The sequence below is a fragment of the Skermanella pratensis genome, assembly GCF_008843145.1.
GTDB lineage: Bacteria > Pseudomonadota > Alphaproteobacteria > Azospirillales > Azospirillaceae > Skermanella > Skermanella pratensis.
Genome location: NZ_CP030265.1, coordinates 621,110 through 634,690, shown reverse-complemented (window position 1 = coordinate 634,690; position 13,581 = coordinate 621,110). Strand labels below are relative to the sequence as shown.

Sequence of the window (13,581 nt, the reverse complement as noted above, 5' to 3'; positions counted from 1 at the left end):
TGGCTCCCGTCAGAACCGATTGGTTTCGTAGAATTTCTTGACGTGTTCGGTCTCGCGGTAGCGCTGCTTGACGCGCTGCTCCGGCGTTTCCGCGGCTTCGGCCGTCCCGGCCACGAGGAGCGGAGCGGCGGCGGCCGCGCCCGCCGCGCCCGCCCCCATCACCCGCAGGAACTCGCGGCGCTCCAGTCCATCCGCCTTGCCCTTGGCGCTCATCCCCGTGCTCCTTCGTGTCGAATGTTCAGCATCATGTTCTAACTGCCTGCCATTTTCTTTTTATTTGCGACTAACTGGCTGTATCTGGTCGGTACTCTGGATTGCTTGGCCTCGACTTCAAAAAATCAGGCGGACATGTGGAAGGCTTCGGCTTCGATCGCGACGAAGAGCCGGCCGATCTCCCCGACGGGGCGGTACAGCACAGCCGATTGCGCCTTCTCCACGTCCCCGAAGAAGCGCGCGGCCCACGGGGCGACATGCTGGTCGTAGAAGCGGCGCTGGGTGGCCAGATCGGCCGGAGCGCCGAAGCTGCCCAGGATCAGGCCGGCCATCATCTCGCAGATCGAGGCGATGTGGTCCTCCGGCTCCGACACGTCGGCCCGGCGGGCGATGCCGAAGCCCTGCATGTCGGCGCGCAGGCGGGCCAACGGCTTTTCATTGAGGAAACCCGTGAGGTAGTAGGAGGCGTAAGGCACCAGCTCACCCCGGGCGACACCGATGAAGAGCGCGAAATACTCCCGCTCGGCGGTGCCCGGATCGCTTTCGGCGGCGGCCGCGGCCAGCCGGGACAGGGCCTTGCCGAAAGCCGTGTCGTCCCCCCTCAGCGCCGCCACGCGCGTCAGGAGGTCCTGCGCCGGAGGACCGACCAGAAGTTGAGCGAGCAGGCCGTAGCACTGTGCCCGCAGCAGGTCACCTTCGTCGATGTCAGCGCTCAAGTCATCACCAGAGTCAGTTACCAGTCATGCTAAGGAGAAAAGATTAAGAATCTTCCCGCCCGTTTCCCGAATGAATGTACCGCAATGCAACAAAAGTCGCGCGGCCTCATCCTTTCGAGACTGCGCTAAATGTATAAAAATTGTGAAGGTTCGGCAATAGCGCTGAAGCAGCGCGCGTCCTGCCCGGTACGGGGCCGGAGCGTCGGCGCGCGGTGTCGGCGTTCGCACCGACGGGCGAAGGCCGCCCCAAATCAGGCCGGCCCACATCGGGACTATGTCGGGACCGCGCCGCCGTGGCGGCGTCGGCGGGCCGTCGGGGGTTCGGGCTCCGGCTCGGGCGCGGGCTCGGGCACGGGCGGCGTTTCGGGCACGCGCGGCGATTCGGGCACGGCTTCGGCGATCAGGGCGGGGGCCGGCTCCGGGTCGGGGTCGGGGTCGGGAGTGGCTTCCGGCTCGGGCTCCGGTCCGGGGGCGGGCTTTTCCTCCGGGTCGAGCAGTCCGAACGCCCGCCGGGCCAGGTCCGCGATGTCGTCGGTCACCTTCAGCGCGCCGTAGCCCGGCGCGTTGAAGTCCCAGTCGTAGTCGGCCAGCGTCTTGTAGCCGGTGATCGCCGGGTCGGTCACCCAGGCGCGCCGGAGCGCCAGGGTCCGCAGCTCGCGCGGCACGCCGGGCTTCAGGAAGGCGGCGTAGTCGCTGCCCGCGTCCAGGGTGTCGAGGGCGGGCAGCGACGCCGGATCGAACGGCTCCTCCGGCGCGGCGGGCGCGGCGGCCGGGACGGCGTTTTCCGCCGGCACGGGATCGGGGGCCTGCTCGGGCTCCGGAACCGGCCGCTTCTTCAGCCGCGCCCAGCGGCCCAGGAAACCTTCTTCGCGATCACTCGTCATCGTCGTCCTCTTCCGAGCTCTCGAACCGGCCCTGCCCCGGCACCCGGATCGCCATGGCCTCGGGATCCACGCGGTCGCGCTTGCGCTTCCATTTCGTGCGCGGGACATGGTGGACCGCGACGAAGGCCGCCATCCAGTCGCGGACGATGCCGGGAAGCGGCAGGGCCTCGACCAGATCGTCGCCGGTGTCGGCATGGGCATGGGCCTCGCCGGGGTCGACCGTGGCGCCGAGCAGCCGGATGCCGCGCGCGTCGTCGCTCTTGCGCAGCACGACGTAGATGGCGGGTTCGGGGCTCTCCAGATTGTAGGCGTAGGTTTCGGTCTCGCCGGGATAGAGGGTAAGCTCCGCCGTGCCGGCCAGATAGCGCACCCAGCCTTCCCCCTGGCCGAGGACGGTCCAGGCGGGCGCCGCAGGCGCGCCGGGCAGCACGGCGACCGCTTGCCAGCGATGGGACTGCCAGGGATGGTCGATCCGGCGGTGCTCGACGACCACGCCGACCGTCATCCGGTCGCTGGGATTCGGAACCGTGCTCATTCTCCCCGCCCTCCTTCGGCAAGCGGCAGATTGACCAGCAGGTTCTGCGGCTTCAGGCGCAGCTTGCGGTCGTCGGTCATCGCCATCGCCAGGTAGACCGGCCGGCCGGCGACCCGGGGCAGCATGTCGGCGGGATCGTCGAACTCCAGCCGGAACAATGCCAGCACGCGGGCCATGTCCGCCTCGCCGACCTCCTCCCCGTCGTACAGCGCGTTCATGATCGCGGTCGCCTCCCCGTCCAGGCCGACATGCCAGACCCAGCGCTCGTCCCGGATCTGCTGGACCGGATGGATGCGCACGCCGACGCCCAGCAGGTGGCGGACCCACTGCTCCAGCACGCGGCACAGCGCGTCGAGGCCGGGCTTCGGGAACCCGACCTCCAGCACCATGTCGAAGCGGTCGCTGCGCTCCCAGTAGAGGCCGGCGTTGGCCTCGGTCATGACGTCGAGATCGACGCCGCGCACGGCGGTGCCGTTCTCCGACAGCAGTCGGCCGAGCGAGCCGAAGCCGCCGTCGCGGGTCCGCTGGTCCACGGTTTCCTCGTCGGCCACCAGGACCGCGCCGTCCTGGATGTTGACCCGCTGCGGCCGGAACAGCAGCTCGGCCGCCCGCACGCGCACCGGGTCCGCGCAGCCGTGCAGCATGCCGCGCAGGATCAGATGGACGAGCTGGTCGACGAACAGCGCGGGCACCCGCCCGGTTCCGCCGCGGACCAGGGCCAGATAGCCCTCCTCCAGGGTGGCATGGGCCGCCAGGGTGTCGCGGAATCCCAGCCAGACCTCGTAGTTCTCGCGCGCGTCGGGATCGCCCAGCGCCGCCAGCCGCTCGGGCGGCACCTCGGCCCTGGGGTCGGCGAGAAGCGAGCGGTGCAGCGCCAGCTCGGCGGCGCAGGATTCCTCCACCGGGCGGATCTCCGGCCGGGCCAGATAGGCTCGCAGGAAATCGTCGGTGACCTCCAGCCGGCCCTCGGGCGTGCGGTCGAGCAGGTGATGGCCGGAACTCAGCCAGAAATCGGCGGTCAATTCAGTGTCCCTCTTCCTGATCCGGAACGATCGTCCAGATCGGCGCATGAAGTTTTTCCGTCCTCGGCTCGATTACCCGGAAGCTCTCCCGGATGTCCCCGTCGGCCCCGAATTCCCGGCTGACCGCCAGCAGCGTGTTGACCGGGTGCCCGCAGAGGCCGGCGGCGAACTCCACCTCCTCACGCGCGGCGGCCAGGGCGGCCTCCCGGTCGGGTGCCCCGAACTCCGCGACGAAGCGGTCGGCCAGCGCCTCGACCACGCCCGCCGTCTCGGCCTCGGCCGCCTCGCCCACCGCCACCAGGGTGGACCAGCCGAAACTGGCGGTGCCGAGGAAGCCGTTGGCGAAGGCCTGCCGGGCCTTGCCCTTCAGCGCGGCCGGATCGGCATGGACGAACATGAAGGCGCCGGGCACCGCCCACTCGCCGGGTTCGGCCGCGCGCTCGAAGATCGCCGCGTCGGAGGCGTCGAGCCGGATCGTCCGCGGCAATCGCGTCATGACCATGTCGGCTCCCGCAGGACCGGGGCCAGCGCCACGTGGCGGATGCCGTCCTCCCGTCCCAGCAGCAGCCCGCCGGCATCGTCGAGACCGGTGAAGCCGCCGGAAAGGCGGACGCCGTCCACCTCCAGCGAGATCGCGTCGCCGAAGCCGGTGGCGCGACTTAACCAGGACTGCCGTACTTGATCGAACCCATCCTCCTGCCAACTGTTCATCCAGGCAAGGAAGTGCCTGCTGAAGCTCTCCAGCAACGGCAGCGCCTCGACCTCGCCGAACCCCTCCTCGTGGAGGGCGGTGCGGTCCGGGCGCAGGCCGGGGCTGTCGTCGTCGGGAAAGCCATGGACCTGGATCGAGATACCCAGTACCAGCCAGTCGGGAATGGCGTCCGCGCTGCGGGTCTCCGCCGCGTCGAGTCGGACGCCGCCGACCGTGGCGCCGTTCACCTCGATCCGGTCGGGCCAGCCGAAGGTTACCGGGATGTTGGGCGGTCCCAGGGCGCCCAGGGCGTCGCCCAGGCCGAGCAGCGCCACGTAGACGACCGGCAGCGACCGCGCCAGCGGCTCGTTCGGCTCCAGCACGACGGCGGCGTCCAGCCGGTCGTCGCGCCGGGTCCAGACCAGCGTGCCGGCCTCCGCTCCCGCCGCGGCGTCCGCCAGGGCGCGGGCGAAGGCGCTGCCGCGCGGTATGGTCACCGGCTGATAAATCGGCGGAAGCTCGGGATCCGGAGCGGAGTTTGAGGTAGTATCCGACGGCAAGGCGGCACTCTCATGAAATGGCAAGCTATCGCAAATATCGGGGCATTCCCCTAGGATCGCAATGAAACCTCTCTCCTATGATAGCGTGACCGGCTCGATGGACGTAAACGGCCGCACCGTCCTCGTATGCAATTGCGAGGGCACGATGCCCCTGGACGGCGGGAAACTGGCAAAAGCCTGCGGCGCCGGCCCCGACGCGACGCTCAACGTGGCCACCCAGCTCTGCCGCGGCGAGCTGGACCGCTTCACCGCGGCCCTGGGCGAGGCGTCCGGCCCCGTGCTGGTCGCCTGCACCCAGGAAGCCCCCCTGTTCGACGACCAGCGCGAGGATACCCATCCCGGCACGCGGGTCGGGTTCCTCAATATCCGCGAACGCGCCGGCTGGTCCGACGAGGCGGCCGACGCCCACCCGAAGATCGCGGCGCTGATCGCCGAGGCGGCGCTCGACCTGCCGCCCGCGGGTTCGGTCGAGCTGAAGTCGGAAGGCGTGGCCTTGATCTACGGCCGGGACGAGCTGGCGATCGAGGTCGCCCGGCAGCTGATGGACCGGCTGGACATCACGGTGATGCTGACCCGGCCCGGCGCCGTGATCCCGCCGCGCACCGCGGAGTTCCCGATCCTGAAGGGCACCATCGCGCGGGCGAGCGGCCATCTCGGCGCGTTCGAGATCGAGGTGGACGACTACGCCGTCCCGCTGCCCTCGTCGCGCCAGGCGCTGGCGTTCGGCCCGTCGCGGCGGGGCGCCAAGTCCAACTGCGACATCATCATCGACCTGACCGGCGGCACGCCGCTGTTCCCGGCCCATGGCAAGCGCGACGGCTACCTGAGGCCCGACCCCGGCAGCCCGGCGGAGGTGCAGAAGGCGGTGTTCAAGGCCGCCGACCTGGTCGGCGAGTTCGACAAGCCGCGCTACGTGGATTACCGGGCGCAGCTGTGCGCCCACTCCCGCTCGCGCAAGACCGGCTGCACCCGCTGCCTGGAGGTCTGCCCGACCGGGGCCATCACGTCAGCCGGCGAGCATGTCGCGATCGACCCGTTCGTTTGCGCCGGCTGCGGCTCCTGCGCGGCGGTCTGCCCGACCGGGGCCGCCACATACGCCCTGCCCGCGCCCGAGCCGATGCTGGAATGGCTGCGCACCCTGCTGCTGACCTATCACCGCGCGGGCGGACGGGACGCGGTCGTGCTGGTCCACGACGCCGACCACGGCGACCCGCTGATCGACCTGGCGGCCCGCTTCGGCGCCGGCCTGCCGGCCCGCACGATCCCCTTCGCGGTCAATTCGGTGACCCAGCTCGGCATCGAGGCGCTGGCAGCAGCCTTCGCCTATGGCGCCGCCGAGCTGCGGGTGCTGGTCTCCGCCCGCCCGCGCGAGGACCTGCTGCCGCTCGCCCGCAACCTGGGCATGGCGGAGACGGTGCTGTCCGGCCTGGGCTTCGGGTCCGGCCGGGTCGGGCTGATCGAGGCCGACGACCCCGACCTGCTGACCGCCGAGCTGTACGGCATGCCGCGCCGGCCGGGAGCGGAGCCGGAGAGCTTCCTGGCGCTGGGCGACAAGAAGGGCCTGTCGCGGCTGGTGCTGCGCAAGCTCCACGCCGTCGCCCCGGAGCCGGTGCCGGTCCTGCCGCTGGCGGCGGGGGCGCCGTTCGGCACGCTCGACATCGACGTGGAAGGCTGCACGCTCTGCCTCGCCTGCGTCTCCGCCTGCCCGACCGGCGCCCTGTCGGACAATGCCGACCGGCCGATGCTGAGCTTCACGGAGGACGCCTGCGTCCAATGCGGGCTGTGCCGGAACACCTGCCCCGAGAAGGTGATCCGGCTGAACCCGCGGATCGACTTCACCGACGCCGCCCGATCCCCCGTGATGGTGAAGCAGGAGGAGCCCTGCCACTGCATCCGCTGCGGCACCGCGTTCGGCACCAAGGCGTCGATCGACCGGATCGCCGAGAAGCTGGCCGGCAAGCATTGGATGTTCGGGAACAAGGCCCTGATCGACCGCATCTACATGTGCGGCGACTGCCGCGTGATCGCCCAGTCGGAATCGACGCTCGACCCCTATGCGGGGCCGGAGCGCCCGCCGACCATCACGACGGAGGACTACAAGGCGTAAAGCCGGCCGCCGACGGGGAAGCCGTTTCCCCGGGGAGGGGCGGGCGTCCCGCCGCCCAAGGTGCGCGGGACGCGCACCCTCCCATGGCCCGGCGCCGACGCTAGAGCTGTGCCCGATCAGGTCGATCCGCCCGGAGCAGCCGAACCGATGCGTTGGGCCTCCGGGCCCAACCCAGGGGTGACGGCGCGTCACCCCTGGATGAAATGCGGGATGAAGCGGCTGGTGTTGCGGGTCACCGGAGACGTGTCCTCCCGGATGCCCATGCCGGCGGGCTGGCCGGCGACCACCCAGGATCCGATCACGGGATAGTTTCCGTCGAAGCAGGGCAGCGGGGCGAACTGCTGGACCACGTACCCCTCGGCGCCGTAGGGCCCGCCCTCCGCGTCGAGCATGCCGACGATCTCGACGTTCGCGCCCTCGCGGGACAGCAGCGGCTTTCGGACGTATGGCTGCTCCAAACCGTGCTCCGTCCCGTCGAAGAAGGCGGGAAGCAGGTTCGGGTGACCGGGAAACATCTCCCACAGCAGCGCCAGGAGCCCCTTGTTGGAGAGCACCATCTTCCAGGCCGGCTCGACGATCCGGGCACTCCGGCGGAGCAAGCTGGCCGCGTACTGTTCCCGGACCATGAACTCCCAGGGGTAGAGCTTGAACAGCGTCCTGATCGGACGATCCCGCAGGTCGACGAAATCCCCCGCGGTGGTCACCCCGATCTCCGCGACGTCCATCTCCTCGGTGGCGAAGCCGGCCTGCCGGGCGCAGTCGGCGAGATAGGCCACGGTGACGCGGTCCTCCTCGGCGGCCATCACGCCCGCGAAGTGCAGGCGGTCGCCGACCACGCCCACGCCTTTCCAGGCCTCCACCAGCCGTTCGTGAAGGGAATTGAACTGGTCCGAGCCCTCTGGCAAGGCGCCGCGGCCGATCATCTGCTCCAGCCACACCCATTGGAACACGGCGGCCTCGTAGAGGGAGGTCGGCGTGTCGGCGTTGTATTCGAGCAGCTTCGGCGGAGTCCCGCCGTCATAGCTGAAGTCGAACCGGCCGTAGAGATTGCGCTCCCGGTCCGTCCAGCTCCGCCGGACCAAGTCGTGGAAGCGATCCGGTATGGCGAGTCGCTCCAGGACCGCCGGGTCGCCGACGGCCCGGTCGACGACCTGGTAGCACAGCGACTCCAGCGATTCGGTGGCTTCCTCGATCTGCTCGACCTGCGCCAGGGTGAAGCGGTAGGCCGCGGCCTCGTCCCAGTAGGGGCCGTTCTCGGAGTGGAAGGTGAAGCCCGCCTCGGCGGCCGTGTCCTGCCAGTCGGGCCGGGGGGCGAGGCTGATCCGTTCCACGGGATCAGCCGCCGGTAGCCGTGGCGGCTCCCCGGGCGCCGAAGCCGCCGCGGCTGATCGCTTGCCCGGCATTCGCGACGGGGGCGTTGACCGCCGACGGCCGGACGCTGGTCCGCCCGACGGCCGACCCGACATCGACGTTGCCCGGCGTCCGGAACGATCCGGGCGTCCCGTTGACCAGCGGGCGATAGAGGGGCTGGGCCGCCATGCTGGACCGCCCCAGGGCGTTGCCCAGCATGTAGCCCATCATGACCGGCATGAAGAACGATCCCCCCTGGCCGGCCTCGGCCTGCTGGCCGGCGGATCCCGCCTCGCATCTGCCGTCGCCGAACTCAGCCTCGCATTCGGCCTGCGACGTGTAGCGGGGCGCAGTTTCGGCGTGGGAGGCCCTGGCGCTCTCGAAGTTGCGGCGGCAGTCGTCCGGATGCTCCTCGACGTTCGCCAGACATTGCTCGACCGTCTCGTAAACCTGCGTTTCGACGCGTTCTTCGCAAGCGGTCAGCACGATAGCCGAGGCGCCGAGCATCGTAAGCTTTATTCTTCGCGATCTCTTCATCCCGTCCTCCTCGTGTTCCTATCTTTACAAGGTGGCCCGATAGGGCCCGATGCCAAGGTGTCCATTGGTGTGCTTCCGGGGGCGGAACACGCGGCGGGCTGGGAACCCTTTCGCATCGGAACCCTTTCAAGGGCATGGTTCCCGAACGCCGCGAGGACGAAGCCATGACCGCCGCCAAGGAAGCCGCAGACCCGACCTTCGCCGCCGCTCCCTCCGACCGGCATGGCGGCCACGCGGCGGGACGCCCGCACGTGGTCATCATCGGCGCCGGCTTCGCAGGATTGGCCGCCGCCAACGAGCTTGGCGGGAAGCAGGTCAACGTCACCCTGATCGACCGGCGCAACTATCACCTGTTCGTGCCGCTGCTCTATCAGGTCGCCAGCGCCGCCCTGTCGCCTGCCGACATCGCCGAGCCGATCCGCCGGATCGTCAGCCGCCACGACAACATCGAGGTGATGCTGGGCGAGGTCGTCGCGATCGACAAGGAGGCCAGGTCGGTGGCGCTGGCCGACGCCTCCACCGTTTCCTACGACCGGCTGATCGTCGCGACCGGATCGACCCACAGCTATTTCGGCCATGACGAGTGGGAGCGGTTCGCCACCGGCCTCAAGACGATCGAGGACGCCCGCCAGATCCGCGGCCGGGTGCTGATGGCTTTCGAGCAGGCGGAGATCTGCCCCGATCCGGCCAAGCAGCAAAACCTGATGACCACCGTGATCGTCGGCGCCGGTCCGACCGGCGTCGAGATGGCCGGGGCGATCGCCGAACTGTCGCGCCACACGCTGGCCCGCGACTTCCGCAACATCAACCCCGAGACGGCGCGCGTGATCCTGGTCGAGGCGGGTCCCCGCGTGCTGCCGGCCTTCCCGCCCGAGTTGTCGGAGTACGCCCACCGGGCGCTGACGGACCTGGGCGTGACCGTGATGATGAACACGCCGGTCGAGGACGTGACCGCCGAGGGGGTAACCGTCGGGGGGCGGGTCGTGCCGGCCGGCACGATCATCTGGGGCGCCGGCGTCAGGGCCTCGCCCGCCGGGACGTGGCTGGAGGTGGAGACCGACAAGGCGGGCCGGGTCAAGGTGGGGGACGACCTCAGCGTTCCCGGGCATCCCGACATCTTCGTGCTGGGCGACACCGCGCTGGCGATGCACGACGACGGCCAGCCGCTGCCGGGGCTGGCGCAGGTGGCCAAGCAACAGGGCGAGCATGTCGGCAGGCACCTGCACCCCCATCTGGCCCAGGGCGGGCCGATGCCGCCCTTCCGGTTCAAGAACCGCGGCAACCTGGCGACCATCGGCCGCAATTCGGCGGTCGCCGACTTCGGCAAGACGAAGCTGAAGGGTTTCGTCGCCTGGCTGCTGTGGGGAATCGTCCACGTCTATCTGCTGATCGGCTTCCGCAACCGGCTGCTCGTCACGATGCAGTGGCTGGTCGCCTATGCGACCTACCAGCGGGGCGCCCGGCTGATCACCGGGGAGCGCAAGGCCCCCCTGCGGGAGAACCACCGGCAGGCGCGCCCGGCGGAGTGACGCCGCGGCCGGCCGGGGTTCAGGTCTTCAGCGCGTCGCGCAGCCGGAGCACCAGGGAATCGAGGTCGGACGGCGCGTAGGGTTCGGCGATGCCGCTGCCCCATACCGGGTTGGGCCAGGCGGGATCGTCGCGCCGCCGCGCCACCACATGGACATGCAGTTGCGGCACGACGTTGCCGATCGCGGCGACGTTCAGCTTGTCCGGCCGGAACATCCCGTCCAGCAGGGCGGACGCCCAGGCTATCTCCTCGATCAGCAGGGCGCGGTCGGCCGCCCCCAGATGATGCAGTTCCGTCACGTCGGGCCGCGCCGGCACCAGGATCAGCCAGGGCCAGACCCGGTTGTTCATGCAGAGCATCTGGCACAAGGTCAGCGGATGCACCAGCACGGTGTCGGCGGCCAGCTTTTCGTGAAGCTTGAACATGATCGGATTTTTCTCCCTCCCCCGCTGCGTCGAACGGAATAACGCGCGCCGGCCCATGTTTGTCCCATGGCCCACGGAATGGGCGGGTTTACGAGCATATTGAGCGTATTGTAGCTTAAGTTACATTATAAGCAGATAAAATGCCGCATCGCACCCGCGTGGCGCGTTGTGGAATCTATAGCTTGGCGTTAGTTGAGCAGTGCCGGAGACGACTCCCGCAGGGAGAGTCATCGCCGGTGGATGGCATCGGGACCGTCATCCGATCCCTATGCCAAGAGGTTTCGTGCGTTCTGGTGCAATAGGTCACAATTCCTGTCCTATGGCGGCGCCGCGCCACTTGTCGGCGAGCAAGAAGAATAACGGAAAGCCGACAAGACATGCGCATATCCGCGTTCCTCGTACTCATGCTCGTCATGCTGGGCAATCTCGGCGCCTGGGCGCTGTCCAACCGGCCCGAGGACGAGCGGCCCTGGGCCGGCCTGATCAACGGCGTGGCGCTCAGCCCCTATCAGGTCAATCAGAACCCGATCGAGGGCCGCCATCCCGGTCCCGGCGACATCGAGCGCGACCTGACCGCGCTGGCGGGCCACGTGAAGAGCGTGCGCAGCTACAGCTCGCTCAACGGCGCCGACCTGATCCCGCAGGCCGCCCGCCGCCACGGACTGACCGTCACCCAGGGCGCCTGGATCCAGGGCATACCGGAAGTGGACGAGGCGGAGATCGCCAGCCTCGTCCGCGTGACCCGGCACCACGACAATATCCGCCGCGTGCTGGTCGGCAACGAGGCGATCCTGCGCACCGACGTGACGGTGCCCCAGCAGATCGCCAACATCGAGCGGGTCAAGCGGCAGGTCGACGTGCCGGTCTCGACCGCCGAGCCGTGGCATGTCTGGCTGGACCATCCCGAACTGGCGGCGGCGGTGGACTACATCACCGTCCATATCCTGCCCTACTGGGAAGGCGTGCCGGCCGAGGGCGCCGTCGAGTACGCCCTGTTCCGCTACAACGAGCTGAGGGCGAAATACCCCAACAAGCACATCCTGATCGGCGAGATCGGCTGGCCCAGCGACGGCCCGTGGCGGCGCGGCGCCGAGGCGTCGCTGGTCAACCAAGCCAAGTTCCTGCGCACCTTCTTCAATGTCGCCGCGCGCGAGCGGCTGGACTATTACGTGATGGAAGCCTTCGACCAGCCGTGGAAGCGGACGCTGGAAGGCACGGCGGGCGCCAACTGGGGCATGTGGGACGCGATGCGGCAGCCCAAGTTCCCGCTGTCGGGCGGCATCCTGGAGGTGCCGGACTGGCCGGTGCTGTGCGCCGTCGCGATCGCCATGGCGTTCCTGCCGACCCTGTGGTTCGTGTTCCGCCGATCCGACCTGAGGCCGAGCGGCCAGTTCTTCTACGCGGCCCTGATCCAGGCGAGCGCCTCGATCCTGGTCTGGACCGGCGCCTCGGCGATGTCCTTCGGCATGGCGGTCACCACCGAGATCGCCTGGGCGGTGCTGCTCGCCTGCCAGGTCGTGCTTCTGGCGGTGATGCTGTTCGACGGGCTGGAGCTGACCGAGGTGGTCTGGACCGACCGCTGGCGCCGCCGCTTCGAACCGGCCCGGGGGGCGCCGGGACCCGGCGCGCCCAAGGTGTCGATCCATGTGCCCTGCTACAACGAGCCGCCGCACATGGTGATGCAGACGCTGAACGCGCTGGCGAAGCTCGACTATCCCGACTTCGAAGTGCTGATCATCGACAACAACACGCGGGACGAGGCCGTGTGGCGGCCGGTCGAGGCTTTCTGCCACCAGCTCGGCGACCGCTTCCGCTTCTTCCACCTGCCGAAATGGCCGGGCTACAAGGCGGGCGCCCTGAACTTCGGGCTGGACCACACCGCGCCCGACGCCGAGATCGTCGCGGTGATCGACAGCGACTATCAGGTCGATCCCGCCTGGCTGTCCTCGACCGTGCCCTATTTCCAGCGCGCCCGGGTCGGATTCGTCCAGTCGCCGCAGGACTATCGCGACTGGGGCCACGACACTTTCCAGGCCATGTGCAACTGGGAGTACCAGGGCTTCTTCAAGATCGGCATGATCCAGCGCAACGAGCGCAACGCCATCATCCAGCACGGCACCATGACGCTGATCCGCAAGTCGGCGTTGGTCGAGGTCGGCCGCTGGGGCGAGTGGTGCATCACCGAGGACGCCGAGCTGGGCCTGCGGCTGTTCGAGGCCGGATACGAGGCGGTCTACATGCCGGACAGCTTCGGCCAGGGGCTCGTGCCGGACAGCTTCGCCGCCTACAAGACCCAGCGCTTCCGGTGGGCCTATGGCGCCGTGCAGATCCTGAAGCGCCACTGGCGGGAGATGATGCCGGGCAGCCGCACGCTGACGCCGGCCCAGCGCTATCATTTCCTGACCGGCTGGCTGCCCTGGTTCGCCGACGCGGCGCACATGATGTTCGCGGCGGCGGCGGTGTTCTGGTCGCTGGGGCTGCTGGCCTTCCCGAAATATTTCGAGTTTCCGCCGACCGTCTTCATGGTCCCGACCCTGTCGGTGTTCGGCTTCAAGATCGTGTGCAGCCTGTGGCTCTACGAGGCGCGGGTCCGCTGCACGTGGCCCCAGAAGATCGGCGCCGCGGTGGCGGGCATGGCGCTGACCCACACGGTCGGGCGGGCGATCTGGCAGGGCCTGTTCACCTCCGGCCGGCCGTTCGTCCGCACGCCCAAATGCGAGAACCAGCCGGCGATCGTCCAGGGGCTGCTGCATGCGCGGGAGGAGATCGGGCTGATGCTGGGCCTGTCGCTGGCCGCGGCGGCGATCGTGGCGGTATTCGGCCACGAGAACCGGGACGCCTTCCTGTGGGCCGGCCTGCTGGCCGTGCAGTCGCTGCCTTATCTGGCGGCGCTGGCGACCTCGATGATCAACGTCATGCCGGCGCTGCGCCTGCGCCGCCGCCGCAACGCCCCGCCGCAGGTCGCCGAGGCCGAAGCGGGCGATTGAGGAACCGGCGTCCGGGGCGAAGCTCC

At 69.3% G+C, this 13,581-nt stretch carries 13 protein-coding genes; 3 read left to right on the top strand and 10 right to left on the bottom strand.

Annotation, left to right across the window (positions count from 1 at the left end):
- Nucleotides 1-9: 9 nt before the first annotated feature.
- From DPR14_RS02890 to DPR14_RS02860, 7 genes are all read right to left on the bottom strand, one after another.
- Nucleotides 10-213, bottom strand: coding sequence for a hypothetical protein (locus DPR14_RS02890; protein WP_158043832.1), 204 nt, complete (start codon nucleotides 211-213; stop codon nucleotides 10-12).
- A 125-nt stretch (nucleotides 214-338) separates the two neighbouring features.
- Entirely contained in the window at nucleotides 339-929 is a 591-nt protein-coding gene (locus DPR14_RS02885) for a TorD/DmsD family molecular chaperone (RefSeq protein ID WP_246148770.1), read from the bottom strand.
- Between the two features lie 272 nt (nucleotides 930-1,201).
- Nucleotides 1,202-1,813 (bottom strand): DUF3306 domain-containing protein, encoded by a 612-nt coding sequence (locus tag DPR14_RS27975; RefSeq protein WP_158043830.1) that lies wholly within the window; start codon nucleotides 1,811-1,813, stop codon nucleotides 1,202-1,204.
- Complete coding sequence (locus DPR14_RS02875; protein ID WP_158043829.1) at nucleotides 1,803-2,348, bottom strand: DUF3305 domain-containing protein; 546 nt, start codon at nucleotides 2,346-2,348, stop codon at nucleotides 1,803-1,805. The genes DPR14_RS27975 and DPR14_RS02875 overlap by 11 nt, the downstream gene beginning before the upstream one ends.
- The gene (locus DPR14_RS02870) at nucleotides 2,345-3,370 is read right to left on the bottom strand and encodes a DUF6352 family protein (protein ID WP_158043828.1); all 1,026 of its coding nucleotides are present in this window, start codon (nucleotides 3,368-3,370) and stop codon (nucleotides 2,345-2,347) included. Before DPR14_RS02870 ends, DPR14_RS02875 begins: the two co-directional genes overlap by 4 nt.
- Before the next feature lies 1 nt (nucleotide 3,371).
- Nucleotides 3,372-3,866: a DUF6505 family protein gene (locus DPR14_RS02865; protein WP_158043827.1), complete on the bottom strand. Its 495-nt coding sequence runs from the start codon at nucleotides 3,864-3,866 to the stop codon at nucleotides 3,372-3,374.
- Nucleotides 3,863-4,558: a biotin/lipoate--protein ligase family protein gene (locus DPR14_RS02860; protein ID WP_192499238.1), complete on the bottom strand. Its 696-nt coding sequence runs from the start codon at nucleotides 4,556-4,558 to the stop codon at nucleotides 3,863-3,865. The genes DPR14_RS02865 and DPR14_RS02860 overlap by 4 nt, the downstream gene beginning before the upstream one ends.
- Nucleotides 4,559-4,766: 208 nt before the next feature.
- Between DPR14_RS02860 and DPR14_RS02855 the strand changes: the two genes are divergently transcribed.
- The gene (locus tag DPR14_RS02855) at nucleotides 4,767-6,728 is read left to right on the top strand and encodes a 4Fe-4S binding protein (RefSeq protein ID WP_246148764.1); all 1,962 of its coding nucleotides are present in this window, start codon (nucleotides 4,767-4,769) and stop codon (nucleotides 6,726-6,728) included.
- A gap of 188 nt (nucleotides 6,729-6,916) precedes the next feature.
- Here DPR14_RS02855 and DPR14_RS02850 read toward each other — a convergent pair whose 3' ends face one another.
- Both DPR14_RS02850 and DPR14_RS02845 read right to left on the bottom strand, forming a co-directional pair.
- Nucleotides 6,917-8,059 (bottom strand): glutathionylspermidine synthase family protein, encoded by a 1,143-nt coding sequence (locus DPR14_RS02850; protein ID WP_158043824.1) that lies wholly within the window; start codon nucleotides 8,057-8,059, stop codon nucleotides 6,917-6,919.
- A gap of 4 nt (nucleotides 8,060-8,063) precedes the next feature.
- Nucleotides 8,064-8,615, bottom strand: a complete 552-nt coding sequence (locus DPR14_RS02845) for a DUF1190 domain-containing protein (RefSeq protein ID WP_158043823.1) — start codon at nucleotides 8,613-8,615, stop codon at nucleotides 8,064-8,066.
- Nucleotides 8,616-8,779: 164 nt separating this feature from the next.
- Between DPR14_RS02845 and DPR14_RS02840 the strand changes: the two genes are divergently transcribed.
- Complete coding sequence (locus DPR14_RS02840) at nucleotides 8,780-10,144, top strand: NAD(P)/FAD-dependent oxidoreductase (protein ID WP_158047956.1); 1,365 nt, start codon at nucleotides 8,780-8,782, stop codon at nucleotides 10,142-10,144.
- Nucleotides 10,145-10,163: 19 nt separating this feature from the next.
- Here DPR14_RS02840 and DPR14_RS02835 read toward each other — a convergent pair whose 3' ends face one another.
- The gene (locus DPR14_RS02835) at nucleotides 10,164-10,568 is read right to left on the bottom strand and encodes an HIT domain-containing protein (protein ID WP_158043822.1); all 405 of its coding nucleotides are present in this window, start codon (nucleotides 10,566-10,568) and stop codon (nucleotides 10,164-10,166) included.
- 377 nt (nucleotides 10,569-10,945) lie between these two features.
- Between DPR14_RS02835 and DPR14_RS02830 the strand changes: the two genes are divergently transcribed.
- The gene (locus DPR14_RS02830) at nucleotides 10,946-13,555 is read left to right on the top strand and encodes a glycosyltransferase (protein ID WP_158043821.1); all 2,610 of its coding nucleotides are present in this window, start codon (nucleotides 10,946-10,948) and stop codon (nucleotides 13,553-13,555) included.
- Nucleotides 13,556-13,581: the final 26 nt, after the last annotated feature.

What these genes read in the sequence shown, in the direction of transcription:
- DPR14_RS27975 (WP_158043830.1), bottom strand. Translation starts at nt 1,813, where the DNA reads ATGACGAGTGATCGCGAAGAAGGTTTCCTGGGCCGCTGGGCGCGGCTG.
- DPR14_RS02840 (WP_158047956.1), top strand. Translation starts at nt 8,780, where the DNA reads ATGACCGCCGCCAAGGAAGCCGCAGACCCGACCTTCGCCGCCGCTCCC.
- DPR14_RS02890 (WP_158043832.1), bottom strand. Translation starts at nt 213, where the DNA reads ATGAGCGCCAAGGGCAAGGCGGATGGACTGGAGCGCCGCGAGTTCCTG.
- DPR14_RS02865 (WP_158043827.1), bottom strand. Translation starts at nt 3,866, where the DNA reads ATGACGCGATTGCCGCGGACGATCCGGCTCGACGCCTCCGACGCGGCG.
- DPR14_RS02830 (WP_158043821.1), top strand. Translation starts at nt 10,946, where the DNA reads ATGCGCATATCCGCGTTCCTCGTACTCATGCTCGTCATGCTGGGCAAT.
- DPR14_RS02875 (WP_158043829.1), bottom strand. Translation starts at nt 2,348, where the DNA reads ATGAGCACGGTTCCGAATCCCAGCGACCGGATGACGGTCGGCGTGGTC.
- DPR14_RS02835 (WP_158043822.1), bottom strand. Translation starts at nt 10,568, where the DNA reads ATGTTCAAGCTTCACGAAAAGCTGGCCGCCGACACCGTGCTGGTGCAT.
- DPR14_RS02845 (WP_158043823.1), bottom strand. Translation starts at nt 8,615, where the DNA reads ATGAAGAGATCGCGAAGAATAAAGCTTACGATGCTCGGCGCCTCGGCT.
- DPR14_RS02855 (WP_246148764.1), top strand. Translation starts at nt 4,767, where the DNA reads ATGCCCCTGGACGGCGGGAAACTGGCAAAAGCCTGCGGCGCCGGCCCC.